Consider the following 25,281-nt stretch of genomic DNA (forward strand, 5'->3'; position numbering starts at 1 on the left):
TCCGCGGCGCCGATCAGGTCAGGCGGACCCCGCCTTCTCCGCTCAGCGGGACGAAGAGGACGCCGTCCGGGTGCCCGTCATCCGGGCGTACACGATCACGTTGTCGACGTAGTGGCCGGTCGTCCGGTTGTACGTGCCGCCGCAGGTGATCAGCCGCAACTCGGCCGCGTCCGCGTTGCCGTACACCCGGTTCGTCGGGAACGTCTTCTTGTCCGCCTGCTCGATGCCGCCCACGGTGAAGATGGCCACCGTGCCGTCCATGCGGGTGACCTCGATCGTGTCGCCGTACTGCATCTCGTGCAGCCGGCTGAACACGGCGCTGCGCGTGGTCGTGTCCTTGTGCCCGAGCATCACCGCCGGGCCGGCCTGCCCCGGGGTCGGACCGTACCGGTACCACCCGACCAGGTTGTGGTTGTTGATCGGAGGCGTCTCGATCGCGCCGTCCTTGTCGGTGCCCACCGACTTGATCGGCGCGTTGATCCCCAACTTCGGGATGATGAGCCGCTTCGGGCTGGACGGCTGCATCGGCGGCGCGGGCGGCAGGCTCGGCACCGGAGGCGGCGCCGACGGCACGGCCTGCGTCAGCGGCTGCCCCAGGCCGCCCGGCCCCACCGACGGAGCCAAGGACGGCTCGGACTGCAGGCGCAGCGGCGTACGGGAGTCCTTCAGGCCGTACTGGTCGGGCGCGTTCACCATGAACAGCAGCCCGATCACCACCGTGACCACACCCGCGACCGCCGCGATGATCAGCACGGCCCGCATCATCTGGCCCCGGTCGGAGCGCTGCGGCTGCCCCCACTGCTCCCCGCCGGGGTACTGGTAGTAGAGCTGCGGCGCGTACGGCGCCCCCTGCATAGGCTGTGGATAGCCCTGCGCGCCCTGCGCCCCCGGGTCGGCGTGCGGCTGGCCGCCGTTCTCACCCGGGAACGGGTACTCCGGAGGCGTCGTCATGCCGTGCCTCCGATCAACCCCGGTTCGGGCGCCGGTTCCGGACCAGGAGCCCGCCCACACCCGCCCCGACCACCAGCACCATCCCGGCCACCACGAACAGACGCCCATCAGGCCCCGCGTCCGCACCCCCACCGGTCGCGGCCCCACCGGACGGCTTCCGCTTCACCTGCTCCGGATTGTGCGTCACGGTCTCGTAGACGGTGTGCGTCGGCTTCGGCGTCCTGGTGGCCGTGGGCGTGATGGTCGGGGTCGCCGTAGGCGTCTCGGTGGGGGTCACGGTGGGTGTGGCGGATGGCGACGCGGCCGCCGACTTCACCACCAGAGAAATCTTGGCCGGCGTGGTGGCCGTCCCGGTAGTGGGGACAGTGCACGTGTACATAGTGGTCAAGCTCGGGGCGCTGCCCGTGAGCGCAGTTGGGCCGATCTTGATGTAGATGGTCTTCGCTGAGATGCCGACCGTACCGCTTGCAGTGGGAGTCACGGTGACGACGCCCCCGGTCGCAGGCAGCGACAGCGTCGCGTTGGGCGCCAGCGAAGCGGTCAGCGGGTTCGAGGCGGTAGAAGTCGGCGTGCTAGACGCAATCGGCGTACCCGCGACAGGAGTTACCAGCAGTTCGCCCTCGACCCAGACATAGTCCGTCGCGGCCACCCCTGTGGGTGCGATCAGGGCAGCGCCGGTCCCTGGCAAGACCTTGACCGTGAGCGCGACCGGCTCACTAGGTGTAGGCGTTCCCGGCGAAGCGGACACCTCCACTGTCACAGAGGAGGTCGGTGTACCGGTTCCGGGCACGCAGTTGTAGACGACAGGCGTAGCCGCGTTCGCCGTGAACTGAGGAACTCCGATTAGCAGGGCACCGAGGCCCAACGCTCCGGCTACGGCTGCCTTGGTGGCGATGCGACGGCGTGCTCGCGACTTCAGCACGTAATCTCTCCATTCCAGCGGCGTTGACCGGTTCGCTAGGCGTAACAGGATCCCAGTCTGTGGTTACAGTTCAGTTGAGATCCTACGGAGGCTTCGTCCCGCCTTGCTGTGGTTTGACGGGTCTTCTCGCGCTGTTCATCCATCACCGCAGGTCACAAAGTCGCAGCGCGTCAACTTAATTTGTGAGACCCGTCAACCCGGCCGAGAAACCGTCACTGTACGTGTGCGACGGTGTTGCTCCTGTGACTGGTGAGGTCGAGTCCAGCCACAATGGTTCCGCAAGGATCTTCGTACCGCAATTGGGGTGAACGTCCCTGTCTACGCGACCGACGATGACGGAGTGATCATCGCGATCCGCCGCAGGAGTCGGCGGGCGGGGCGTCAACACCCACCCACCGACCCCACGAACTCTCTACCTACGGCTGAACTCGTCGACCTTCACACCGGAGACGAAGGCAGTCCACTCATCGTGCGAGAAGAACAGCTTCGGCCCGTCCGGGTTCTTGGAGTCCCGAACCGCGACGACCTCATGCGTGACCGGCTGAGCAACTTCCAGGCAGTCGCCGCCGTTGTTGCCGCTGTGGCTGCACTTGTGCCAGGGGTCAGCAACCTCTACGCAGTTACCGCCGTTGCTACCCGTATAGCTCGACTTACGCCACAGCTCTGCGATCTCTACGCAGTTTCCCCCATTGTCACTGGTGTAACTTGACTTACGCCACCGAACGTTACTCAGGTCCATCTCTCGCCTGCCGTTCTCGTGATGAGGTCTAGCGACATACACAGCGGCAATGCTTCGGTGCGAATGGCCTCGAACTTCTGCACCGCCTGATTGACCTCTTCTTGATCGCTGACGATGAGGCCACGAAGAGCCGTGTCCACGTACGCGACATCCGCTCCATCACTCAGGGTCGCGATGATGAATCCACTAGTCAACCCTGAATGCATCCCATGTGGCACTATCTGGATACTCAGCCTGGGATTTACCAGCGACACCAGACGATCCAACTGCTCTCTCATGTCCTCCTTAGACCCGATCGGGCGATGGAGAACCGCTTCATCAATGACGCAGCGGAGCATTGGAGGCGGCGGATCACTACGTGCCAACAGCTCCTGTCGTTCCATACGAGCAGCCAAGGCGATCTCATCACCGCGAAGAACTGCACGCGCATACGCCTCGGTCTGGAGGAGTCCCGGGATGAGAAGAGGCTCGTAAGCACGAAAGCTGCTCGCCGCTTGCTCCTTCACCCGCCACTCACCGAACCACTGGGCGAACGGCTGGGCGCGCCGCCAGTCGAGCAATCGGTACAGCGCCCCGCCCGTGGACAGAGTGGTGTCGCAGGATTTGGCGAACTCCAGGCTCGCCGGGAGCTGGCCCGTCTCGATGCCGCTGATCAGGGACTCGCTGAAGTGGATCTTCTGTGCGAGTTGGGCCTGGGTGAAGCCGGCCACCTGCCGGTAGTGACGAAGCTCCCTGCCCCAGATGGCCTGGGGTGTGTACTTGTCCGCCATCGTGCTCCCAATCGCCGGAGTTCAACGAACCGATCCTGACGTTCAAAGCCATGGACTAGTAATCATTCACCTACGCAGAGTAGCGCTCCCTCGGCACGCTTGGCATGCGAATTCCACACGGCGAGCAAAGATCATGAGGGGTCATGGCGATTCAGATGGCAATGTCCGGCCACGGCATCGAGCAGGACGGCGACATACCGTTGCTGGGGCAGAAGTGGATACCGGCGGACGAGAAATGCGTCGCCTCCGCGCGCCGCTTCGTTCGCGACATCGCCCTCGACTGGAAGGCGGCGGACGAGGTTCCGGCCGTCGCGGAGCTGCTCACCTCGGAAATCGTCACGAACGCCCTCGTCCACGGGATGACGACGCTCCCCGTCTCCTGCACCGTACGCGTCGCGGTCCGCCGGGACGGGCCATTGATGGCCGTCGAGGTGTACGACTCGTGCGTCACCATCCCGCGTATGAGACCGGCCGAGTCGATGGGGACCTCGGGCCGGGGCCTGGCCATCGTCCAGGCCCTCGCCTGCGAATGGGGCTGGCGCCTTCACCCCCGCGGGAAAACGGTCTGGTTCCACCTCACCGCGTGGCCCCGAAGCGAGCCGTCCGTCCCTTTGAAGCTCCTCCCTTAGCCGCCTAGGCGCGGACTCCCCCGTTTCCGCGCACCCGCTTCCGATACTCGGCCTGACGGCACGCGTCCGTACAGTACAAACGCGGCCGGCCGGGAGCGACCCGTTCACTGATAGAGCCGTAGGAGGCCAGCAGCGCTCCGCAGTGCCGACACGGCCTACTGTTGATCCTCAGCCGATCCCGGAACCGGTCCACGAATTCATCAGGGCCGAAAATCCAGAAGACCCCGGCGTCATCCTCGACGAACCTGCGTAACGCCCCGCTGAGCCGCATGAAATCGCGAATCTGGTCGGGCCGGTGACGTTCGACGCAGCCGCACACGCATTTCCCGCGATGGAAGTCCTTGATCACGGGCTTGCAGCGGGTCACCATGCGCAGCACCTCGTCCAGACGGTGGACAACCGGCGGATTGCTCATGGCGATGCCCCTCAGAATCGTCAGGTGAATCGCCGTGTGCGCCGGAAAGGCCGTGAGCTCCTGGCCATCACATACCAGTTCGTACAGGAGACGCCGCTCACGGGCCGAGGACGCGCATTCGACGAGTTCGCGCTCCAGCCGGGCCATCTCACGGCTCCTGGCAAGGTACCTGTGGGAAGGCTGGGAAGACGCGGCCAGTTCCGCCACCAGGAACATTCGGTGGACGGTGCGCCGTTCGATCGGCCGGTCCGCCGCCCTGCGGGGCGGAGGGACGTTGACGCTCATGGCATGTCCTCCGATGCCATCGGCTCCCCGGCACCAGTCTGCCCTCGCGGCGGGTCCACCGGCAGGCGTACGGGCCGCGTACCGAGTGGAGGTCGCGTGACCACGTTCCCGACGCTGTCCACCAGCAACCGCAGGGCGGCCAGCACCTGGGGCAGGTCGTCGGCGTCGGCCTTGTCGATGACGCGTTTGACGATGGCGTACAGCAGGACGGCGACCACGACGAGGGCCGCGAGCGCCACACAGGCCAGTTGGACGGGCCACGGCATGGCCGGGAACGCTGGAGACGCGGTGGCGATCGGAACGGGGGGCATGCCTTCCTCCGGAGAACGCGAGACGGCCCCCGCGTGCGCATGACATGGAGGCCGTCTCGGTTGGGATCGATGGACTTGTCCGTGAACGACAAAAGGCCCTCCCCCCGGCGCAGCCGGAAACGAGGGCCTCAGTGAGGTCGCGGACTTCGGCGCAAGAGTACATCCCGGTTCCGGGCCGCCGAGGCCCAAGAGGTGTAGACCATTGTCGATGGCATGCGTTTCACCAGGTCGCGGGCATGAGGCCGGTCGACGGACATCATTTGGGGTTTCGTAACGCCGCCGGTCTTTGCAGGATGGCAGGCATGAGTGCGAAAAGGGTGTATCACGGCACCGGTCCGGGAGCGATCACACCGGACGGGTGCGCGGTCGACTTCTACGCGACGCTCAAGCCCCGGGGCGAGCCGGAGCTGATCCACGCGGCGATCCCCGAGGGGGCGTCCATTCTGGAGCTCGGCGCGGGCGCCGGACGGATCACGCACAGCCTCGTGGCCCTCGGGCACGAGGTGGTGGCCGTGGACGAGTCCGCCGAGATGCTCGCGCACATCCAGGGCGTCGAGACGGTCCGCTCGCCGATCCAGTCCCTCTCCCTCGGCAGGACGTTCGACGTCGCCCTGCTCATGTCGTTCGTCGTCGAGACGGCGGACGACGACCTGCGCCGGGAGTTCCTGCGTACCTGCGCGCGGCACGTCGCCGCCGGCGGGTGCGTGATCCTGCAACGCCAGCCGCCCGAGTGGTACGACACGATCGAGCCCTTCGAGCGCGTCGCGGATGAGGGTTACCGGGTGCGCGTGACGGAGCTGGAGCGCCCGGGCCCCGGGCTCCTCCTCCTGACGCTGGAGTACACCCTCGGCGACCGGCAGTGGACGCACACCTACCTCAGCAAGCGCCTCCAGGACGACTACCTAGAGGCCCAGCTCAACGAAGCGGGCCTGACCATGTCGGGCTTCCTCGCCGACGACCGCGGCTGGGTACGCGCAGTCCCCCGATGACCCGCGCCCGGCCGACGGAACGCAGGGCATGGGACGCCGGCCGGGGCGCCTGTCAGCGGCGGGTGGCGGAGGTGAGGGTGGCGTAGACGATGATGTTGTCGGTGTAGCTGTGCGCGCGGGGGTTGAAGACGCCGCCGCAGGTGATCAGTCGCAGGCTGGGACGATCCACCTGACCGTAGACGCGCTTGGTCGGGAACCTGTTCTTGCTCGCCTGCTCGGCGCCGTCCACCGTGAAACGGGCCGTGGACCCGTCCGCGCGGACCACCGTGATGGTGTCGCCGCGTCCCAGCTCGCGCAGGCGGCTGAACACGGCGGGGCCGCGGCGCGTGTTCACATGGCCGAGGATCACCGCCGGGCCCATCTCGCCGGGCACGGGACCCAGCCGGTACCAGCCCGCCAGCTTCGGACGGCTCAGCGGCGGCACCTCTATCTCCCGGTTCGCGTCCACGCCCAGGCCGACCAAGGACGCGTCCACGCCGATCTTGGGGATGCGGATCCTCGTCGGGGTGGACTTGCGCAAGGGTTTGACGGTGGGGGCCGCCGGTGACGGCGGCGCCGCCGTGGGCGCGGCCTCCACCAGGGGGACGTTCGCGCCTCCGGGGCCGACCGTCGCCGCTGCCGCGACCGCATTCTCGGCCGCGGGGACTCCGTTCGCGGCAGCGCCTGCGGTCGTGGCCGATCCGCCCGTTACGCCGGCCGGGCCCGTGGTTGCGTCGGCGACCTGGGCGATGACCTGATCCGTGCCCTGCGCGGGTTCCTCGGACGGCGAGAAGTACATGAGCAAGCCCGCCATCACGATGCCGACTCCGGCGAGAGACCCCGCCGTGACCAGCGCTGTCGGCAGTGCGGCCCGCATACGGCCGGGACCGGGGCCGCTCACCCGAGGCTTCCCCGGCCGATCGCCGCACGCGCGGCCCGCCGACGCCTCAGCAGAACGCCGCCCGCGAGGCCACCTACGGTCAGCGCGGCGCCGTAACCGACAAGTAGGAGGGCGGCACCGTCCCGTTCCGGAGCCTCACCCGTATGGGCGCCCCCTCGCGGAGTCACACGCACCTGCGGCGTCGAACTCGTCTTCGCCTTCGCCTTCGGCTTGGGAGTCTGGGTCACAGTAGCCGTCGCCGTGGGCGCCCCATGCCCCTGCCCACCCCCAGACAACACAACAACTCCCCTGGCCGAGTCGTCTCCGTCACTGATCTGTCCGCTGGTGGAAGGACTGCTGGACGTACTGGTGCTCGGCGCAGGCACGATCTCCACGGTCGCCGTCTTCAGGTCGCCGTTGTCCTTGACGCGGCAGGTCGTCCGGAAGTAGTCCGACGGGACCCGGTTGGGATCAGTGCTGACCTTGAAAGCGTCGACCAGCATGTATTTGCCGTTGACAGCCTTGTTGGTGAAGGTGACCGTGTGCTGGCCATAGGTGAAGTCGTTCTTCTGCCAGAGGACTTGCTTGCTCTTGCGAGTATCGACCGGAACCGGGGCCTTGTCTTCTTCGACAGAGGCATCAACGGTCTCGGTGGTGACTCCCGCGCCGGTCACTTCGACCTCGCCCATCGCGGCATGCCGCTCGGTGATGTACTGAAGTCCCGTCCCGAAGAACGTCACCGTTGCCTTGTCACCCTGCTTGGTCGTGTGGTGTACGTCGCCTTGGTAGTCGTCGAACTGGGGCGACGGCCGCTCAGACGGCCCTGACAGTGCCCAACCGCCTTCCGGCGGGGGCGGGGCCGCACCCACATAAGTGATAGGACCATTGGCCCCGGTAGCGGTGTTGTTGAGAAGCGTCTCTTCAGCCGGTGGCTGAAAATCCACCAACAGATCGCCGGGCTTGACGGTGAGCTTGCCTATCTTGCTCGTGGCGACGGCCCCCGTTATCGCCGTAGGCAGTGACACCACGCCACCAGCGGCAAGTTCTCCCTGATCTTTGGTGCCAAGAGAGTCCAACTGTCCCTGCCACAAGCCGCTGACTTGAAGAATTCCCCGGACGGATATTTTTCCGCCGGTCGGAAACTTGCGCGGAACGGCCAATGTGGAGTTCGTGAGCGTCCACTCCACGGGAATTTGCTGGCCAAGTGGCACGGTCTTCGGCACCGCGACCTGGACGTCGACCTTCTTCAGTTCGGTGGCCAGCGACATAGGTCGCAGTGGGCATTCATATGAGTAGATGTAATTGTCCGTGTCGGCGGCGCCAGGGCTTGCCTGCAACGCCACTACGCCCGTGCACGCGGCCAACAGTGCCGCTAATGATCCACGGACCCTGGATCCCCACGCGTTCACGAGCGTCTCCGATCATCCCGGCGGCCGAAGGACGGACCGAAGGTAGATCGTATGACTTTCAACTCAGCCACGTAGGAACAGATAGGGAACGTATAGCTGACGTAGCTGATTCGTGACGTTGGTCGGCTCGGAAGGCAGGCTCGGCAGGCGGGGCGGTGACACCTGAACCGCTAACAGAATTGTATTCTAGTGCGCGAGACCCGAGGAGGATGTGCATGCGGCGAGACCTGTTCGACGAGGAACATCTGCTCTTCCGTGAGACCGTGCGTGAGTTCATGACTCGCGAGGTCGCGCCTCATCACGGGCAGTGGGAGAAGGACGGCATCGTTCCGCGTGAGGTGTGGAAGAGGGCCGGGGAGCTGGGCATGTTCGGGTTCGGGGTGCCTGAGGAGTACGGCGGGGCCGGGATCAGCGACTTCCGGTACAACGCGATCATCGTTGAGGAGATCATCAGGTTCGGCGCGACCGGCCTCGGGTTCGGCCTGCACAACGACATCATGGCGCCGTACCTGGTCGACATGACCAACGACGAGCAGAAGCGGCGCTGGCTGCCCGGGTTCGCGTCCGGCGAGCTGATCACGGCCATCGGCATGACCGAGCCCGGCGCGGGCAGCGACCTGCAGAGCATCAGGGCGACGGCCATCCGGGACGGCGACCACTACGTCGTCAACGGGCAGAAGACGTTCATCACCAACGGCATCAACGCCGACCTGGTGGTGGTCGTCGCCAAGACCGACCCGGCCGAGGGGGCGCGCGGCACGACGCTGTTCGTGGTGGAGCGGGGCATGGAGGGCTTCACCCGGGGCCGCAACCTGGAGAAGATCGGCATGCACGCCCAGGACACCGCCGAGCTGTTCTTCGAGAACGTCCGAGTCCCGGCGGCCAACCGTCTCGGCGACCAGGACGGGCAGGGCTTCTTCCAGCTGATGACGAACCTGCCGCAGGAGCGCCTGTCGATCGCGGTGGCGGCGGTCGCGGCGGCCGAGTCGGTGCTGGAGACGACGATCGAGTACTGCAGGACGCGCAAGGCGTTCGGCCGGAGCATCGGCTCGTTTCAGAACACCCGCTTCGTCCTCGCCGAGCTGTCGACCGAGGTCGAGATCGCCCGCCACTACGTGGACAAGTGCATCCGGGCGCTCAACGCCAAGGAGCTGACCGTCGTCGACGCCGCGAAGGCGAAGTGGTGGACGACCGAGCTGCAGAACAAGGTGATCGACCGCTGCCTGCAGTTGCACGGCGGCTACGGCTACATGACCGAGTACCCGGTGGCGAAGGCGTGGATGGACAGCCGCGTGCAGACCATCTACGGCGGCACGACCGAGATCATGAAGGAGATCATCGGCCGCTCGTTCGGCTTCTGACCGTTTCGCCCTTGATCCGCACGCCCACGGCCGGGCGCGCGGTCGTGGGAACCCGCGCGCCCGGGACACGCCGGCCGCCGCGTGCCGGAAAAACCCGGGGGCGCGGGGCCGCGGAAGCCCGCGCCGGACGGCCGGGGGCCGCATACTGGTCAGCGGAGGATCCCTGAGGCGGGCTCCCCGCGTCGGCCCGGCGGAAGCCGGCCTCACGAGCGAGCTCCCGGAGGCGGTGGCGGTGGACAACGGCGGACTGATCCTGTTGATCTTCCTGGCGTTCCTGTTCGCGTGGGGCCTGAACCGCGTCCGCAAGGCGTTCCGCCTCGGCCCGATGGCCTACACCGGCGTGGTGATCACGTTCGTCATCGTGATGCTCGCCGTGTACACCCAAACTCTGCGCTGACCCGGCCTCTCGTCGTCCCGCCCTCGGTCTGACACCACGGGCGGGTCGCGGCCTTTCACACGCGCATCCGGTTTTTCCCGCGAAACGGATACTCCCCCTGCTCCGCTTCATAGCCAGCCATCATCCTTAATACGTGCAAGCGGGCGAACGACCGCGAGAAACCATATATCACCGGTGATGACGGGCCGAGGAAATTCCTTTCTCCATTTGTCGGCCAATTTTGCGCCGGAACCGCCCGGTCGTGGCCGGGCAGGCGGCCGGGCGGCGGGTAATCATGGGCGAAGCGCCATCGCGATGGCGCGACAAGTCTGATTCACCAGAAACACGTTGACATGGGAGAAACCGAGTGATTTCTCGGGATGAAACGCGGGTTTCGCGAGTGAGCGTACCCTTCTGGACCCTCACGGCGGCGACGCTCGTGACGGGTGGGCTCTTCGCCGTGGCGGCCCCGGCGCAGGCCGGCACCGCCTCCGGCGCGGGCCACCAGAGCACCGTCGGCGCTTCGGTGACGCACACCTGGGCCGACAACTGTCCGAGCGACTCCGACCACGAGCACTGCAAGGACAGGGACAAGGACAAGGACAGGGAGAAGTTCCACAAGAAGAAGTGCAAGATCTGCATCGGACCGGAAGGACCCCAAGGTCCTCCCGGACCGCAAGGTCCTCCCGGACCACAGGGTCCTCCCGGACCTCCCGGGACCTCCGGTCCGCAGGTGGACACCGCCTTCCAGGGCAACACCAAGTTCATCGGCCTCGCCCCCGGTGACGGCAGCACGCTGGTCAGGGACCCGCGCACCACGCCGCCCTGGCACAGCCTCACCAGCCTCGCCGGCTACCCCGGGAACGTGACCGATGTCTCCCTGGCGGTGATGGGCAACGACCTGCACGTCACCGTGGTCAGCTCGAGCGGCGCGGTCGCGCAGACCAGCTGCACCGTCAACCCCACGCCCGGCACGGGCAGCAACCCCGCGTGGCCGGGCAACTGCACCGCCTTCACCAATTTCACTCCGCCGCTCAGGCTGGCGTCACCGCGCTGACACGCGGCCTTCGCTGCGACGTGAGCGCCTCATCGCACGTGCGTCGTGGTGGGCGTCTCGCGAGGAAGCGACGGCGGGCGACCGTGGCCGATTCACGGTCGCCCGCCGGCATGTCCGGGCGTCATGCCTGTGGCGGGACGACCGGCACACCGGCGGAGACGCCGTCAGCGGCCCCTGGTCGGGATCTCGAACCAGACGGCCTTGCCCTCCTTGGTGGGGCGGGAGCCCCAGCGCTTGGCGAGCTGGTCGACGAGGTACAGGCCGCGGCCCCCCTCGTCGTTCTCGCCCGCGCTGCGGATGCGCGGCAGGCGCAGATCCTGGTCGAAGACCTCGACCCAGACCGACTCGTCTCCCCTGCGCAGGCGGAGAGTGAACTCCTTCTCGTTGACGATCTCGGAGTCGAAGCCGGGGACGTCCCACGACTCGTCGAACGGCAGCGGCGGGCCGTCCAGGACGAGCTCGCGGCGCGGGACGCTGGAGCTGGCGGCGTGCAGGACGACGTTGGTGACGACCTCCGACACCAGCAGGCAGGCCATCTCGGCGCTCTCGTCGGGGACACCCCAGCTCGCGAAGGCCTCCGAGGCCATGCGCCGGGCCTCGCCCACCATGATCGGCTGGGCGGGGAAGGTGCGTTCCTCGTACTTGAGCTCTTTGCCCGCCGACCGGATGACGAGGATCGCCATGTCGTCGTCGATCTCGCCGGGCACCGCGACGGTGGCGGCGTCGGCGATGCGCTCGACCGAGTCGCCGGACGCCTCGGCGACCTTCTGCCGCAGGACGGTCAGCGTCTCGTCGTCGCTGAGCGGGGCCTCGCCCCGCGGGGGACGACGGTCGACCAGGCCGTCGGTGTAGAGCAGGAGGGTGGCGCCGGGCGGGAGGACGCGGTTCTCCTCCTTGTAGACCAGGTCGGCGTGCACGCCCTTGGCGCTGACGCCGAGCGGCTGGCCGACCTCGGAGATGTCGAGCTCGCTCACCATGCCGTCGACGATCATCAGCGGCGGCGAGTGGCCGGCGTTGGCGAACGAGAGCTGCCGCGACCAGGCGTCGTACACCAGGTACTGGCAGGTGACGATGGGCGGGGTGCTGACGTCCGCGCCGTAGTCGTCGCGCTCGGGCGGGCCGATGATCCGCGTCCACTCGTCGAGCCGGGCCAGGATGTCGGCCGGGGACTTGTCGTCCTGCGCGAAGGCGCGCAGCGCGGCCCTGAGCTGGCCCATCACGGCGGCCGCCTTGGCGCCCCTGCCCTCGACGTCGCCGATGACGATGCCGACGCGCCCGGCGGACAGGGGGATCACGTCGTACCAGTCGCCGCCGACCTGGGTCTGGATGCCCTGGCCGTGCGAGGCGAGCGGCGCCGCGGGGTAGTAGCGGACGGCGATCTCGAGCCCGTCCAGCTTGGGCAGCTCGCGGGGCAGCAGGTGCTTCTGGAACGACTCGGCGGTGTGGCGTTCCTCTTCGAACAGCAGGGCGTTGTCGACGGCGATGGCCACGCGGGTGGCGATGGCGCCGACGAAGTCGCGGTCGAAGGCGTCGTAGTGGGGCGAGCGGCGGTCGGTGAGGTTGGACAGGCTGAGGTACATCAGCCCGAGCGTCTCGCCGCGGGCGCACAGCGGGGCCACGATGGCCGAGGTCATGCCGATCTCGCCGCAGAGCTTGGCGCTCTCTTCGCTGGCCGAGGGGTAGCTCATCTGCGCGAAGTCTTCGACGATGATCGTTTCCTGGCGGCGCATCGCGATCTCGGCGTAGTGGCCGGCCGGGTAGCGGATCTCGGAGCCGACGGGACGCCAGGTGCCCGGCGGGGGGTTCCACCCCTTGACGTGGGTGGAGACCTTGCGGACGAGCTTGTCGCCCTCGGTCAGCTCGATGAAGCAGTGGTCGGCGAACTGCGGGACCAGCATCTCGGCGACGCGGTTGAGCGTCTCTTCGACGTACAGCGAGCCGGCGAGGCGCTCGCCGATGCGTTCGAGCAGGCCGAAGCGGTCCTTCTCGCGCTCGTTGCTGCGCATGGCCTCGCGGGCCGTGATGACGACGCCGGTGACCGGCCCGGAGGGGTGGCGCAGCGGGACCGCCTGGGCGCGGACGTAGATGATCGTGCCGTCCGCGCGCAGGACGTCGAAGGTGCCCTCCCAGACGCCGCCCTTGAGGACGTGCTTGGCCAGCTCGACGGCGAGCGGGTGGTCCTTCTCCATGATGCCTAAGGACAGCACGGTCTGGTCGCCGTCGACCGTGCGGTCAGGGCGTCCGAAGAGGCGCTCGGCGAACGGGTTCCAGTAGAGGACGTTGCTGAAGCGGTCGGTGACCACCACGGCCATCTCGGCGTTGTTCAGCACCGAGTCGGGCGTGAGGTGATCGGCCGCGTCCTGCGAAAGGTCCCCCCATCGCTTCATCAGGCGGCCACCCCCCGAAGCGGGGGATTTCCGGAGAGAAGGACCACATGCGCTCCTGAAGAGGCCCCGGCGGCCTGCCGCGGGCTTCCCACGAGCCCCGGGAAAACCGGGTTGCCTGACATGGAAAGGGGGAACTTTCTCTCGGGAACCAACCGAACACGCCCTGAAAGATCAGCGTCTGGAGACGAAGACGTGCGCGGCGACATCGCGCGGGAGATCCGCGGGAGTGTTGTCCGCCTCATCGTCACCTGTCACCCGTACACCGTCGTCGCTCGCCGCGAGCGTCACCTCGCGTCCGGGTTGTATCCCAACTTGCTTGAGTTTAAGCATCACGACGGGATCACTTTGCACTTGTTCGCTAATTCGGCGCACGACCACCGGCGTATCGGCGGGCCCCGCGGCGGCGACCATGGCCGAGATCATCTCGTCGGCGGAAGGCGCGACCTTCGCGACGCCGAGCTCGTCGAGGCCGGGAATGGGGTTGCCGTGCGGGCAGACCGTGGGGTTGCCGAGCAGGGCGACGAGACGGGTCTCGACCGACTCGGACATGACGTGCTCCCACCGGCACGCCTCGATGTGGACCTCTTCCCAGGGGAGACCGATTACCTGGGTGAGGAGACACTCGGCCAGGCGGTGCTTGCGCATCACGCGGGTGGCGAGGGCACGGCCGAGATCGGTCATGGCGAGGTGGCGGTCGCCCTCGACCTTGACCAGGCCGTCACGTTCCATGCGGGCCACCGTCTGGCTCACCGTCGGGCCGCTCTGCTGCAACCGTTCGGCGATACGTGCACGGAGAGGGGTGATTCCCTCTTCCTCCAACTCGTAGATGGTGCGGAGATACATCTCGGTCGTGTCGATGAGGCCGTGTGCGGTCAAGGCGTCCTCCCCTCACATTTCCGATGCTACGTCCGGCTTCCTGGGGTTACAGCCATCCGTGATTTGGCCGTGCGCCGTTTCGGAAGCGGAGATCCGTGTAGGAACAGAGCTTACGCAGACCGACTGACAGAACGGTCCGAGATGGGGAACGTGATCGTTCCTCACCATCATCTCAGGCGCCACGCCCCGCGTCGTGCGGCTGTGCGGGGCTCCGCGGCCGGGTCTCGCGGGTGCGTCAACGCTTCTGGCGCGTGTCGTATTTCCAGAAGGACCGCACGGCCAATCCGGTGATCACGACGAGCAGCGCGCACAGGAATCCGCCGCCCGCCCAGGCGGGCACGAGACCGACCGCGCTCGACGTCGCGCCGGCCCTCAGGTCTCCGAGCCTCGGCCCGCCGGCGACGACGACCATGAACACGCCCTGCATGCGCCCGCGCATCTCGTCGGGGGCGTAGGTCTGCAGGATCGTCTGCCGCCACACCGCCGACACCATGTCGATGCCGCCCGAGACGGCGAGCAGGAGCACGATCAGCCAGAGCGGCCCCGCGAAGGCCGCGGCGGCGACGGTCAGGCCCCACAACGCGATGGCCACGGTGAGCGCCACGCCCTGGCGGTGGATGCGCCCGACCCACCCGGACATCAGGCCGGCCGCGACCGCGCCGATGGCCAGGCTCGCCGAGAGCCAGCCGAACGCGACGGCGGACCCGCCGAACCGCTCGGCCGCCATCTCGGGGAACAGCGCCCGCGGCATGGCGAAGGCCATGGCGATGATGTCGACGGCGAAGGACATCATGACGATCGGCTGCCTGGCGATGTAGCGCAGGCCGTCGGTGACCGAGCGCAGTCCGGGCCGGGACACGGCGCCGAGCGGCTCCAGGGCCGGCAGCCGCACCGCCGCGTAGAACCCGGCGCCGAACAGGACCGCGTCGATCAGGTAGGCCGTCCCGTACCCGCCCTGGGCGAGCACGAGGCCGGCGAGCAGGGGGCCGACCACCGAGCCGATGCTGCTGACCAGGTAGTTGAGGGTGTTGGCCGCGGCGACGTGCTCCAAGGGGACGAGCCTCGGGATGATCGCGCCGCGGGTGGGCGAGGTGACGGCGAAGCCGGTGGCCTGGACGGCCGTGGCGGCGAGGATGACGTAGACGTTGCCCCAGCCCGCCGCGGCCTGCACCAGCAGGGCGAGGGTGGCGAGCCAGGCGACGACCGAGCCGGTGAGCAGGAGCTTACGACGGTCGACCGCGTCGGCGACGGCGCCGCCCCACAGGCCGAACACCACGAGCGGGACGAGGTTGGCCGGGCCGAGCAGGCCCACCCACAGCGAGGACCCGGTGATGTCGAACACCTGGGCGCTGACCGCGACCGAGGTGAGCTGGAAGCCGATGAAGGAGACGCCCTGCCCGAGCAGCAGCCGCCGATACGCCGGCCGGCCCATGGGCCGGGTATCGACGGCGATCCGCTTGAGTCCTGCCTGGACGACCCCCGCCATTGCCCACCCCGCCGAACCGGAAACAAGCCAACATCTCCGGGCACTCTACTCAGATGGGTGGGATGACCGGGTCAGGGGGCGAGCCGTTCCAGGGTCCACCCCGCCTTGGTGCGCCGGTAGCGGAGCCGGTCGTGCATGCGGTCGATCTGCCCCTGCCAGAACTCGACCTCCGTGGGGACCACGCGGAACCCGCCCCAGAAGTCGGGCACGGGCGGGTCCTCGGGCCAGCGCTCGGCCAGCTCGCGGAACCGGGCGTCCAGCTCCTCCCGTGACCGGACGACCGCCGACTGACGCGAGGCCCAGGCCCCGACGCGCGAGCCGTACGGCCGGGAGTGGAAATAAGCGGCGGAATCCTCGCGCGGCAATTTTGTGACTTTTCCCTCGACGCGCACCTGCCGGCGCAGGGGGTGCCAGGGGAACAACAGGCATGCGCGCGGGTTCTCGGCGAGGTCGCGGCCCTTGCGTGACTCGTAGTTGGTGTAGAAGACGAACCCCTGCTGGTCGTACCCCTTGAGCAGGACCGTCCTGGCAGTGGGAAGGCCTCCCGCGGAGGAGGTGGCCAGCACCATGGCGTTCGGCTCGGGCAGCCCGGCCTCGACGGCGTCGGCGAACCACGACGCGAACTGCGTGACCGGATCGGGGGCCATGTCGCTCTCGTTCAGAGGACGACCTTCGTATGTACGGCGAAGCCCGGAGAAGTACGGCGGGCTCGATGCGGCATCCACAGACCGGTATTCTTCCGCGTCCGGCGCCGCGAGCGCGCGGTGCCCCCTACCAGCGGGATCGCGTTTCGCAAGGCCCCCACGACAGATCGCCGCCGCGGAGGGGGTTGAATATGACCCGCCGGTATCTCGACATCAAGGCTTTGACTTCAAGAAAGGGAGGCGGCCGCGAATGTCCGACTTCAAACCCGGGTTGGAAGGCGTCGTAGCGTTCGAGACCGAGATCGCGGAACCGGACAAAGAGGGGGGCGCCCTCCGCTACCGGGGCGTCGACATCGAAGAGCTGGTCGGCCGCGTGTCCTACGGGAACGTCTGGGGCCTGCTCGTGGACAACAAGTTCAAGCCGGGTCTGCCCCCGGCCGAGCCGTACCCGATCCCCGTCCACTCCGGTGACATCCGCGTCGACGTCCAGAGCGCCCTCGCCATGCTGGCGCCGGCCTACGGGTTCCGCCAGCTTCTCGACATCGACGAGAACCAGGTCCGCGACGATCTCGCGCGCGCCTCGGTGACCGCCCTGTCCTTCGTCGCCCAGTCCGCCCGCGGGCTCGGCCTGCCCATGGTTCCGCAGTCCCGCGTCGACGAGGCCGACACGATCGTCGAGCGCTTCATGATCCGCTGGCGCGGCGAGCCCGACCCCAAGCACGTCAAGGCCATCGACGCCTACTGGACCTCCGCCGCCGAGCACGGCATGAACGCCTCCACGTTCACCGCCCGCGTCATCGCCTCGACCGGCGCCGACGTGGCCGCCGCGCTGTCGGGCGCCGTCGGCGCGATGTCCGGCCCGCTGCACGGCGGCGCGCCCGCGCGCGTGCTGCACATGATCGAGGAGGTCGAGCGCATCGGCGACGCGGAGACCTACGTCAAGAACGCCCTGGACTCCGGCGAGCGCCTGATGGGCTTCGGCCACCGGGTGTACCGCGCCGAGGACCCGCGGGCCCGCGTGCTGCGCCGCACCGCCCAGGAGCTCAACGCGCCGCGCTACGAGGTGGCGTGCGCGCTGGAAAAGGCCGCGCTGGCCGAGCTGCACGCCCGCAAGCCCGACCGCGTCCTCGCGACGAACGTGGAGTTCTGGGCCGCGATCATGCTGGACTTCGCCGAGGTCCCTTCGCACATGTTCACCTCCATGTTCACCTGTGCGCGCACCGCGGGCTGGGCCGCACACATCCTGGAGCAGAAGCGCACCGGACGCCTCGTGCGGCCGAGCGCGCGTTACGTCGGCCCGCCGCAGCGCTCGATCAACGACGTGCCGGGCGCGGCCGAGGTCGTCGGCAAGAGCTGACCCCCGCGCTTCCCCTTCCGAGCAGATTCCGGGCAGATCCCGAGCAGACCCTCCCCCGCCGTCCCGGCCCTCGCCGGACCGGCGCACACACCCCCGTGCGAGGCCCGCAGCCCCCGGTTGCGGGCCTTGAGCGTGTTCCCGGCCCATCCCGGCCCAGGGCGTGCCGCGCGGACCCACGGCACGCCCACCTGGCCGTTCGCCCGCGGCTCGCCCGTATCTCACGATCCGGACCCTCGGCGTGACCACCTGGCGGGCTCACTACCCTTGGTCAGGTGGCTGACATCGAGATTCCCGCTGACCTCAAGCCCGCGGACGGCCGTTTCGGCTGTGGGCCTTCGAAAGTACGTCCGGAGCAGCTCGCCGCCCTGGCCTCCGCCGGCGCGGGCCTCATGGGCACCTCCCACCGGCAGAAGCCGGTCAAGAACCTCGTCCGCCGGGTCCGCGACGGCCTGACCGACCTGTTCTCGCTCCCCGAGGGGTACGAGGTCGTGCTCGGCAACGGCGGCACCACCGCGTTCTGGGACATCGCGGCGTTCGGGCTGATCAAGGAGAGGTCCCAGCACCTGAACTTCGGCGAGTTCTCCTCGAAGTTCGCCGCCGTGGCGGCCAAGGCGCCGTGGCTGGGCGACCCGTCGGTGATCAAGTCCGAGCCGGGAAGCCACCCGCTGCCCTCGGCCGAGGCCGGGATCGACGTCTACGCGCTCACCCACAACGAGACCTCGACCGGCGTCGCCATGCCGATCAAGCGGGTCGGCGGCGACGACTCGCTGGTGCTGGTGGACGCCACCTCCGGCGCGGGCGGCCTGCCCGTCGAGGCCGGCGAGTTCGACGTCTACTACTTCGCCCCGCAGAAGAGCTTCGCCTCCGACGGCGGCCTGTGGATCGCGCTGTTCTCTCCGCGCGCGCTGGCCCGGGTCGAGGAGATCACCGCGAGCGGCCGGTACGTGCCCGAGTTCTTCAGCCTGCCGACGGCCATCGACAACTCGGCCAAGGACCAGACCTACAACACTCCGGCCGTGGCCACGCTGTTCCTGCTCGCCGAGCAGCTCGACTGGATGAACGGCAACGGCGGCCTGGCCTGGACCACCGGGCGCACGGCCGACTCGGCCTCCCGGCTCTACACCTGGGCCGAGAAGACGTCCTACACCACGCCGTTCGTGGCCGACCCCGCGCAGCGCTCCAACGTCGTCGGCACGATCGACTTCGTCGGCGAGGTGGACGCCGCCGAGGTGGCGAAGGTCCTGCGCGCCAACGGCATCGTGGACACCGAGCCGTACCGCAAGCTCGGCCGCAACCAGCTCCGCATCGCGATGTTCCCGTCCATCGACCCCGACGACGTCGAGGCGCTGACGGCGTGCGTCGACCACGTGGTCGAGCGCCTCTAGCGCCCGGCCCGTCGCGCCCCTGAGGGCGTCGCGCTCCTGAGGGCCTCGCGGGGCTCTCAGGAGGACGGTGGCGGCACCCAGCCGGGGCCGCCACCCCCGAGGTCGCCGTGCCCGGCGGTGCGCCGGGCGAGCTCCTCCAGGAGGCGCAGGGCGTCGTCCAGGTCGACGCTGCGGGCGAAGCAGGACAGCACGGGAGCCCGGTCGGGGCTCGCGGCGAGGGCCTCCAGCATCACGGCGGTGACGTGTTCGTCACGGGTGCGGCTCGCGGAGTAGCGGAACGCCTTGCGCTCGGCGGTGCGCCGCACCAGGCCCTTCCTGGCCAGCCGCTCGGCGACGGTCTGGACCGTGGTGTACGCGAGCGGCTTTTCCGCCCCCTCGTTGAGCAGGCTCAGCACCTCGCGGACGAGCAAAGGGTGCGGGGAATCCCAGAGCACCTCCATGATGGCGCTCTCCAAGGACCCCAGATTGTTCACGCCGCCATTCTCTCCAATCGTCCGGGTCCACGGCCAGGCGAACGGAGAAGGCTCTGGCCCGCCGCGGCCGGGCCTCCCGGACGGCGGCGGGGGTCAGGCCGGGAGCGCGCGCCTCCTCCTGCGGAGCGTCCAGGCGGCGAGGACGCCGCCGATCAGCCCGAACAGGTGACCCTGCCACGAGATGCCGGGCTGACCGGGGAGCACGCCCCAGATCAGGGAGTAGTAGAGGAGGGCGACGCCGAGGCCGAGGGCGATGTCGAGGATGTGCCTATCGAAAAGCCCGCGCGTCACGACATATCCGAAATAGCCGAATACGAGGCCGCTGGCCCCGACCGTGAGCCCGCCCGGAGCGCTGAGGAACCAGACGCCGAGCCCGCTCACCAGGATGATGATCAGGCTGGCGGCGAAGAAGCGGCCGAGACCGCGCAGGGCCGCGAGGAAACCCAGAATGGCGAGCGGCAACGTGTTCGCCATGAGGTGACCGAAGCCCGCGTGCAGGAACGGGGCCATCAGGATGCCCCCGAGGCCGTTGACGTCGTGGGCGACGATGCCGAGCCGGTCGAGGTCCATCGGCATGATGTAGTCGGCGATCTCGACGGCCCATTCGAGCGCCACGAGGAGGGCCACGACCACGGCGGCGGCCGCCGCCCCCGTGACCAGGCTGCCCACGCGCCGTCTGACCGCCTGCCCGGAGTACCCGGACGCTCCGGACGTACGTTCCGGGGTCAGCCCGGTCGCGTAGTCGTTCATCGCTCTCCTCTTGTACCGCCCCGCTCAACTCTCCCTTTACCGTACGCAATGCGGGTTTAACCCGCGATTTCGCGGGAGACACAAAAAAGGCGCATGTTGCCCACATTGAGGCGGCAACATGCGCCGAACGGTGATCATTTATGCGGATAAAGATCACTCAGCGTTCGATGATCATTCTCCGGTCCACCGGGGCGCCCGCTTCTGCGCGAACGCCGCCGCGCCCTCCTGGGCGTCCTTGGAGCCGAACACCGGACCGCTGATCGCCGCCTGCCGCGCGAACATCTCCTCGCGCGGCCAGTCGGCGGACTCCACCACGATCCGCTTGGTCGCCAGCAGCGCCAGCGGCGCGTTCGCGGCGATCTTCTCCGCGACCTCCCTGGCCGCCGCCAGCGCCTCCCCCGGCGGGGTCACCCGGTTGACCAGCCCCAGCTCGCGCAGCCGGTCGGCCGGGTAGAAGTCGCCGGTCAAGGCGATCTCCATGGCGATGTGGTACGGGATGCGGCGGGGCAGCCGCATGATCCCGCCCGCGGCCGCCACCAGGCCGCGCTTCGGCTCCGGCAGGCCGAACCTGGCCTCCCGCGACGCCACGACGATGTCGCAGGACAGCACCAGCTCGAACCCGCCGGCCAGCGCATACCCCTCCACGGCCGCGACGACGGGCTTCCTCGGCGGACCCTCGGTGATGCCGCCGAACCCTCGCCCCTCGACGACGGGAAGGTCACCGCTCAGGAAACCCTTCAGGTCCATGCCCGCGGAGAAGTTGCCGCCCGCCCCGGTCAGGACGTACACCGAGACGTCCTTGCGCTCCTCCAGCTCGTCCAGCGCCGCCGCCACGCCGCGCGCGACCGCCCCGTTGATGGCGTTCCTGACCTCGGGCCTGTTGATGGTGATGACGGCGACGCCGCCGTCCACCTCGACGAGAACCTCGTCGGACATCCTGCACCTCCGCTGGGGTCACTTGGGCTGGAAGCGGATGCCGCCGTCGAAGCGGATGACCTCGCCGTTCATGTAGTCGTTCTCGACCAGCGAGCGGACGAGCCGCGCGAACTCCGACGCGCGGCCCATGCGCTTGGGGAAGGGGACCGGCGCGGACAGCTTGGCCTTGAACGCCTCGGCCTCCGGGCCGCTCCCGTAGATCGGGGTGTCGATGATGCCGGGGCAGATCGTCAGCACCCGGACGCCGATCGCGGCCAGGTCGCGCGCGGCGGGCAGGGTCATGCCGATGATGCCGCCCTTGGAGGCGGAGTAGGCGACCTGGCCGGTCTGTCCCTCGATGCCCGCCACCGAGGCGGTGTTGACGACGACGCCGCGCTGACCGTCCTCGTCCACCGGGTCGGTCTTGGCGATCGCGGCGGCGCCGATCCGCATGAGGTTGAACGTGCCGATCAGGTTGATGTCGATCACGCGCCGGTAGGCGGCCAGATCGTGCGGCGCGCCGTCGCGGGCCACCGTGCGGGCCGCCCAGCCGATGCCGGCGCTGTTGATCACACCGCGCAGGGGCCTGCCCGTCGCCACGGCGGCGTCCACCGCCGCCTGGACCGAGGTCTCGTCGGAGACGTCGGTGTGCGCGAAGACCCCGCCGAGCTCGTCGGCGATCGCCTTGCCGCGCTCGGCGTTGACGTCGGCGATGACGACCGTGGCGCCGATGCGCGCCAGTTCGCGAGCCGTGGCCTCACCGAGGCCGCTGGCACCGCCTGAGATGATTGCTGCTGCTCCGTTCAGGTCCATATCGTGGACCCTAACGGGCACCCGAATGAAGTTCTACTACGGGTGGCTCAAATCTCGCCGGAGATCGCGGCGTCGACGTCGGCGTACACCTTGATGCGGCGGTCGAGGCCGGTCGTCCGTAAGATGCGCGCCACCGGAGGCTGCGGGGCGGCCAGGGAGACGCCGCCGCCCTCGCCGGTCGCGAGGCGCCACGCCTCGATCAGCACCGACAGGCCGCTCGAATCCATGAACGACAGCTTGTCGAGGTCGAGGACGAGGCGGTTGGCGTCCTGCAGGATGGCCTCGCGCACCTCGTCGCGCAGGAACGGCGCCGTGAAAAGATCCAGCTCGCCTTCGACCGCGACCACGACGGCATCGGCGTACACGCGTCGCGCGAGCCGCAATTTCATAGGAACCTCCTCCGCGGGCCCACTTTACTTCGCGGAGACGGGGACGGCGGTCACGCCGCGTGAGATCGCCGAAATCGGCGGCCACCGACGCGGGAGCCGCCGGCCTTCGCGTGCGGACGCGCGAGGCCGGGCGTCACCGGCTCAGGCGGGGCGGTCGGCCACCGCGAAGCCGAACGGCAGCTCCAGGCGGTGCGCGGCGAGCAGGGCGTCGTCGGCGAGGATCTCGCGGGTGGGGCCGTCGGCCGCGATCACGCCTCCGGACAGGATGAGCGAGCGTTCGCACAGCTCCAGGGCGTACGGCAGGTCGTGCGTGACCATCAGCACCGTGACGTCCAGGGACCGCAGGATCTGCGCCAGCTCGCGGCGCGAGGCCGGGTCGAGGTTGGAGGACGGCTCGTCCAGCACGAGGATCTCCGGCCGCATGGCCAGCACCGTGGCCACCGCCACCCGGCGGCGCTGCCCGAAGGACAGGTGGTGCGGCGGCCGGTCGGCGATGTCGGGCAGCCCGACCTGTTCCAGGGCCTCCTTGACCCGCAGCTCCAGCTCGGCGCCGCGCACGCCGAGGTTGGCCGGGCCGAACGCCACGTCCTCGCGCACCGTGGGCATGAACAACTGGTCGTCGGGATCCTGGAACACCAGCCCGACCCTGCGGCGGATCTCGGGCAAGGTGTCCTTGCGTACCGGCAGGCCGGCGACCTCGACGGTCCCGTGCCCGGCGGTCAGGATGCCGTTGAGGTGCATGACCAGCGTGGTCTTCCCCGCGCCGTTCGGGCCGAGCAGCGCCACCCGCTCGCCGCGCCCGATGGTGAGATCGACGCCGAACAGCGCCTGGGTGCCGTCGGGGTAGGCGTAGGCGAGCTCGCCGACCCGCAGCGACGGGGGCACGGTCACGCGAGGCTCCAGGAGAGCGCGGCCGTGACCAGCGCGGCCGCCGGGAGGGCGGCGGCGACGGCCCAGCTCGCCGCCGGGGCCGCGATGTCGTCGATGATGGGCATGGACCCGTTGTACCCCCTGCTGAGCATGGCCAGGTGCACCCGCTCCCCCCGCTCGTAGGAGCGGATGAACAGCGCGCCCGCCGACTTGGCCAGCACGGGGAGCTGGCGGACGTCGCGGGCCGCGAAGCCGCGCGACTCGCGGGCGACGCGCATGCGGCGCATCTCGTCCAGGATGACGTCCATGTAGCGCAGCATGAACATCGCGATCTGCACGAGCAAGGGGGGCAGCCGGAGCCGCCGCGCGCCGAGCAGCATCATGCGCGGCTCGGTCGTGGCGGCGAGCAGGATGCTGGCGACGACGCCGAGCGTCGCCTTGGCCAGGATGTTCCACGCCGCCCAGAGCCCCTCGGCGCTGAGCGACAGGCCGAGGACCTCGACGCGCTCCCCCAGCCCGATGACCGGCAGCGCGACCGCGAAGACCACGAACGGCACCTCGATCACCATGCGCCGCAGCACGAACCCCGCGGGCACGCGGGCCAGGGCCGCCACCGCCGCCAGCAGCAGGGCGTACACCCCGAAGGCCCAGAAGGCGTCCCTCGGGGTGGCGACCACGACGACGGCGAACGCGGCCACGGCGGGCAGCTTGCACTGCGGGGGCAGGCGGTGGACCACCGTGTCCCCCGGCCGGTAGAGCTGGTGGTGGTGCCCGGCGCCCACTACGCGCCCGTTCGCACGACGCTCTCGCCGTGGCGGGCGCGGCGGCGGACCCCGTAGAAGATCGCTCCTCCGGCCAGCACCGTGATGCCCACCCCGGCCACGCCGGCGACGCCGACGGCCAGGCGCTCGTTGCCGACGCCCTTGACGCCGTAGTCGGCCAGCGGCGAGTCGCCGAGGGCGTGGTCGCGCTCCTGGGCGTTCAGGCCCTTGTCGCCGGCGACCTTCTCCAGGCCGTCGGGGCTGCTGGAGGCGTAGAAGGAGACCACCCCGGCGAGCAGGACGGCCACCAGCGCGCCGCCGACCAGCAGAGGGCGCGGGCTCCGGGCCGGCGCGGGCGCGGGCTCGGGGGCGACCTCGGTCTCGACGCCGTCCCTGCGCAGCCTCAGCGGCGCGGTGAGGCCCCGCGCGCCGTACACGAGGTCGGGGCGCACGGCCAGCACGCTGCTCACCGTCAGCGCCGTGATCAGACCCTCGCCGATGCCGATGAGGACGTGCACGCCGCCCATGGCGACCGCGACCGAGGACACGTCGATCGGCGCGGTGCCGCCGATCCAGAACAGCAGCGTGAACACCAGCGCGGAGGCGGGGACCGAGACCAGGGCCCCGGCGAACGCGGCGACGGGGACCGCGGCGCGCCCGCGCGGCAGGGCGCGGGCGACCAGGCGGAACACCGCCCATCCCACGACGGCCGTCACGATCGCCATCAGCGAGATGTTGACGCCCAGGGCCGTCAGGCCGCCGTCCGCGAAGAAGAAGCCCTGGACGAGCAGGACGACGGCGACGCAGAGCACGGCGGTGTACGGCCCGACGAGCACGGCGGCGAGGGCGCCCCCGAGGAGGTGACCGCTGGTGCCGGCGGCGACGGGGAAGTTGAGCATCTGGACGGCGAAGATGAACGCCGCCACGAGGCCGGCCATGGGGGCGGTGCGGTCGTCCAGCTCGCGGCGCGCGCCGCGCAGGCAGACGCCGAGCCCCGCCACGGCGAAGGCTCCGGCCCCGATGGACACCGCTGCGTCGAAGAAACCGTCAGGTACGTGCACGTGGAGCCTCCGGCGATGGTTCGGACCGCCCAACTCTATGC

At 69.2% G+C, this 25,281-nt stretch carries 27 protein-coding genes; 7 read left to right on the forward strand and 20 right to left on the reverse strand.

Annotated elements, in window-relative coordinates:
* Nucleotides 1–42: 42 nt before the first annotated feature.
* The 4 genes from BJ981_RS03370 to BJ981_RS03385 form a co-directional block, all read right to left on the reverse strand.
* Nucleotides 43–951 carry a class F sortase gene (locus BJ981_RS03370; RefSeq protein ID WP_239139753.1) on the reverse strand — a complete coding sequence of 303 codons (909 nt, stop codon included), beginning with the start codon at nucleotides 949–951 and terminating at the stop codon, nucleotides 43–45.
* Between the two features lie 13 nt (nucleotides 952–964).
* Nucleotides 965–1,873: a hypothetical protein gene (locus tag BJ981_RS03375; RefSeq protein ID WP_184608258.1), complete on the reverse strand. Its 909-nt coding sequence runs from the start codon at nucleotides 1,871–1,873 to the stop codon at nucleotides 965–967.
* Between the two features lie 412 nt (nucleotides 1,874–2,285).
* Nucleotides 2,286–2,612, reverse strand: a complete 327-nt coding sequence (locus tag BJ981_RS03380; protein WP_184608259.1) for a DUF397 domain-containing protein — start codon at nucleotides 2,610–2,612, stop codon at nucleotides 2,286–2,288.
* Nucleotides 2,603–3,382, reverse strand: a complete 780-nt coding sequence (locus BJ981_RS03385) for a helix-turn-helix domain-containing protein (RefSeq protein ID WP_184608260.1) — start codon at nucleotides 3,380–3,382, stop codon at nucleotides 2,603–2,605. The genes BJ981_RS03380 and BJ981_RS03385 overlap by 10 nt, the downstream gene beginning before the upstream one ends.
* 143 nt (nucleotides 3,383–3,525) lie before the next feature.
* On the opposite strand from BJ981_RS03385, the gene BJ981_RS03390 reads away from it, so the two are divergent.
* Nucleotides 3,526–4,011 (forward strand): ATP-binding protein, encoded by a 486-nt coding sequence (locus BJ981_RS03390; RefSeq protein ID WP_204070731.1) that lies wholly within the window; start codon nucleotides 3,526–3,528, stop codon nucleotides 4,009–4,011.
* A gap of 4 nt (nucleotides 4,012–4,015) precedes the next feature.
* On the opposite strand, the gene BJ981_RS03395 is transcribed toward BJ981_RS03390, so the two are convergent.
* Together BJ981_RS03395 and BJ981_RS03400 are read right to left on the reverse strand one after the other, a co-directional pair.
* On the reverse strand, nucleotides 4,016–4,711 hold the full coding sequence (locus BJ981_RS03395; RefSeq protein ID WP_184608261.1) for a hypothetical protein: 696 nt from the start codon (nucleotides 4,709–4,711) through the stop codon (nucleotides 4,016–4,018).
* Nucleotides 4,708–4,977, reverse strand: a complete 270-nt coding sequence (locus BJ981_RS03400) for a hypothetical protein (RefSeq protein WP_184608262.1) — start codon at nucleotides 4,975–4,977, stop codon at nucleotides 4,708–4,710. Before BJ981_RS03400 ends, BJ981_RS03395 begins: the two co-directional genes overlap by 4 nt.
* Before the next feature lie 347 nt (nucleotides 4,978–5,324).
* On the opposite strand from BJ981_RS03400, the gene BJ981_RS03405 reads away from it, so the two are divergent.
* Nucleotides 5,325–6,011 (forward strand): class I SAM-dependent methyltransferase, encoded by a 687-nt coding sequence (locus BJ981_RS03405; RefSeq protein ID WP_184608263.1) that lies wholly within the window; start codon nucleotides 5,325–5,327, stop codon nucleotides 6,009–6,011.
* A gap of 52 nt (nucleotides 6,012–6,063) precedes the next feature.
* On the opposite strand, the gene BJ981_RS03410 is transcribed toward BJ981_RS03405, so the two are convergent.
* Nucleotides 6,064–6,891, reverse strand: coding sequence for a class F sortase (locus BJ981_RS03410; protein WP_184608264.1), 828 nt, complete (start codon nucleotides 6,889–6,891; stop codon nucleotides 6,064–6,066).
* Nucleotides 6,888–8,138: a hypothetical protein gene (locus BJ981_RS03415; protein WP_184608265.1), complete on the reverse strand. Its 1,251-nt coding sequence runs from the start codon at nucleotides 8,136–8,138 to the stop codon at nucleotides 6,888–6,890. The genes BJ981_RS03410 and BJ981_RS03415 overlap by 4 nt, the downstream gene beginning before the upstream one ends.
* Before the next feature lie 356 nt (nucleotides 8,139–8,494).
* Between BJ981_RS03415 and BJ981_RS03420 the strand changes: the two genes are divergently transcribed.
* The 3 genes from BJ981_RS03420 (at nucleotide 8,495) to BJ981_RS03430 (ending at nucleotide 11,073) form a co-directional block, all read left to right on the forward strand.
* Complete coding sequence (locus tag BJ981_RS03420) at nucleotides 8,495–9,640, forward strand: acyl-CoA dehydrogenase family protein (RefSeq protein WP_184608266.1); 1,146 nt, start codon at nucleotides 8,495–8,497, stop codon at nucleotides 9,638–9,640.
* A gap of 232 nt (nucleotides 9,641–9,872) precedes the next feature.
* A complete protein-coding gene (locus BJ981_RS03425) occupies nucleotides 9,873–10,037 on the forward strand; it encodes a hypothetical protein (protein WP_184608267.1) in 165 nt (54 codons plus the stop codon).
* 379 nt (nucleotides 10,038–10,416) lie between these two features.
* On the forward strand, nucleotides 10,417–11,073 hold the full coding sequence (locus tag BJ981_RS03430; protein WP_184608268.1) for a hypothetical protein: 657 nt from the start codon (nucleotides 10,417–10,419) through the stop codon (nucleotides 11,071–11,073).
* Between the two features lie 164 nt (nucleotides 11,074–11,237).
* On the opposite strand, the gene BJ981_RS03435 is transcribed toward BJ981_RS03430, so the two are convergent.
* The 4 genes from BJ981_RS03435 to pdxH form a co-directional block, all read right to left on the reverse strand.
* Entirely contained in the window at nucleotides 11,238–13,460 is a 2,223-nt protein-coding gene (locus tag BJ981_RS03435; protein WP_184608269.1) for a SpoIIE family protein phosphatase, read from the reverse strand.
* Between the two features lie 171 nt (nucleotides 13,461–13,631).
* On the reverse strand, nucleotides 13,632–14,336 hold the full coding sequence (locus tag BJ981_RS03440; RefSeq protein WP_184608270.1) for an iron-dependent transcriptional repressor DtxR: 705 nt from the start codon (nucleotides 14,334–14,336) through the stop codon (nucleotides 13,632–13,634).
* Between the two features lie 235 nt (nucleotides 14,337–14,571).
* Nucleotides 14,572–15,822, reverse strand: coding sequence for an MFS transporter (locus BJ981_RS03445; protein ID WP_184608271.1), 1,251 nt, complete (start codon nucleotides 15,820–15,822; stop codon nucleotides 14,572–14,574).
* Nucleotides 15,823–15,893: 71 nt separating this feature from the next.
* Complete coding sequence (pdxH, locus tag BJ981_RS03450) at nucleotides 15,894–16,547, reverse strand: pyridoxamine 5'-phosphate oxidase (RefSeq protein WP_184608272.1); 654 nt, start codon at nucleotides 16,545–16,547, stop codon at nucleotides 15,894–15,896.
* A 169-nt stretch (nucleotides 16,548–16,716) separates the two neighbouring features.
* Here pdxH and BJ981_RS03455 point away from each other — a divergent pair, with 169 nt between their 5' ends.
* Together BJ981_RS03455 and serC are read left to right on the forward strand one after the other, a co-directional pair.
* Nucleotides 16,717–17,823, forward strand: coding sequence for a citrate synthase 2 (locus BJ981_RS03455; RefSeq protein WP_184608273.1), 1,107 nt, complete (start codon nucleotides 16,717–16,719; stop codon nucleotides 17,821–17,823).
* Nucleotides 17,824–18,095: 272 nt separating this feature from the next.
* Entirely contained in the window at nucleotides 18,096–19,208 is a 1,113-nt protein-coding gene (gene serC, locus BJ981_RS03460) for a phosphoserine transaminase (RefSeq protein ID WP_184608274.1), read from the forward strand.
* Between the two features lie 56 nt (nucleotides 19,209–19,264).
* Here serC and BJ981_RS03465 read toward each other — a convergent pair whose 3' ends face one another.
* The 8 genes from BJ981_RS03465 to BJ981_RS03500 all read right to left on the reverse strand — a co-directional run bounded on the left by BJ981_RS03465 (nucleotide 19,265) and on the right by BJ981_RS03500 (nucleotide 25,240).
* Nucleotides 19,265–19,681 (reverse strand): BlaI/MecI/CopY family transcriptional regulator, encoded by a 417-nt coding sequence (locus BJ981_RS03465; protein WP_184608275.1) that lies wholly within the window; start codon nucleotides 19,679–19,681, stop codon nucleotides 19,265–19,267.
* Nucleotides 19,682–19,774: 93 nt separating this feature from the next.
* Nucleotides 19,775–20,431, reverse strand: coding sequence for a rhomboid family intramembrane serine protease (locus BJ981_RS03470; protein WP_184608276.1), 657 nt, complete (start codon nucleotides 20,429–20,431; stop codon nucleotides 19,775–19,777).
* 171 nt (nucleotides 20,432–20,602) lie between these two features.
* On the reverse strand, nucleotides 20,603–21,367 hold the full coding sequence (locus BJ981_RS03475; protein WP_184608277.1) for a crotonase/enoyl-CoA hydratase family protein: 765 nt from the start codon (nucleotides 21,365–21,367) through the stop codon (nucleotides 20,603–20,605).
* Nucleotides 21,368–21,385: 18 nt separating this feature from the next.
* The gene (locus BJ981_RS03480) at nucleotides 21,386–22,159 is read right to left on the reverse strand and encodes an SDR family NAD(P)-dependent oxidoreductase (RefSeq protein WP_184608278.1); all 774 of its coding nucleotides are present in this window, start codon (nucleotides 22,157–22,159) and stop codon (nucleotides 21,386–21,388) included.
* 47 nt (nucleotides 22,160–22,206) lie between these two features.
* The gene (locus BJ981_RS03485) at nucleotides 22,207–22,548 is read right to left on the reverse strand and encodes an STAS domain-containing protein (RefSeq protein ID WP_184608279.1); all 342 of its coding nucleotides are present in this window, start codon (nucleotides 22,546–22,548) and stop codon (nucleotides 22,207–22,209) included.
* Nucleotides 22,549–22,689: 141 nt separating this feature from the next.
* The gene (locus BJ981_RS03490) at nucleotides 22,690–23,433 is read right to left on the reverse strand and encodes an energy-coupling factor ABC transporter ATP-binding protein (protein WP_184615569.1); all 744 of its coding nucleotides are present in this window, start codon (nucleotides 23,431–23,433) and stop codon (nucleotides 22,690–22,692) included.
* A gap of 2 nt (nucleotides 23,434–23,435) precedes the next feature.
* On the reverse strand, nucleotides 23,436–24,200 hold the full coding sequence (cbiQ, locus tag BJ981_RS03495) for a cobalt ECF transporter T component CbiQ (RefSeq protein ID WP_184608280.1): 765 nt from the start codon (nucleotides 24,198–24,200) through the stop codon (nucleotides 23,436–23,438).
* Entirely contained in the window at nucleotides 24,200–25,240 is a 1,041-nt protein-coding gene (locus tag BJ981_RS03500) for an energy-coupling factor ABC transporter permease (protein ID WP_184608281.1), read from the reverse strand. The genes cbiQ and BJ981_RS03500 overlap by 1 nt, the downstream gene beginning before the upstream one ends.
* Nucleotides 25,241–25,281 lie beyond the last annotated feature (41 nt).

Source organism: Sphaerisporangium krabiense (genome assembly GCF_014200435.1).
Taxonomy (GTDB): domain Bacteria; phylum Actinomycetota; class Actinomycetes; order Streptosporangiales; family Streptosporangiaceae; genus Sphaerisporangium; species Sphaerisporangium krabiense.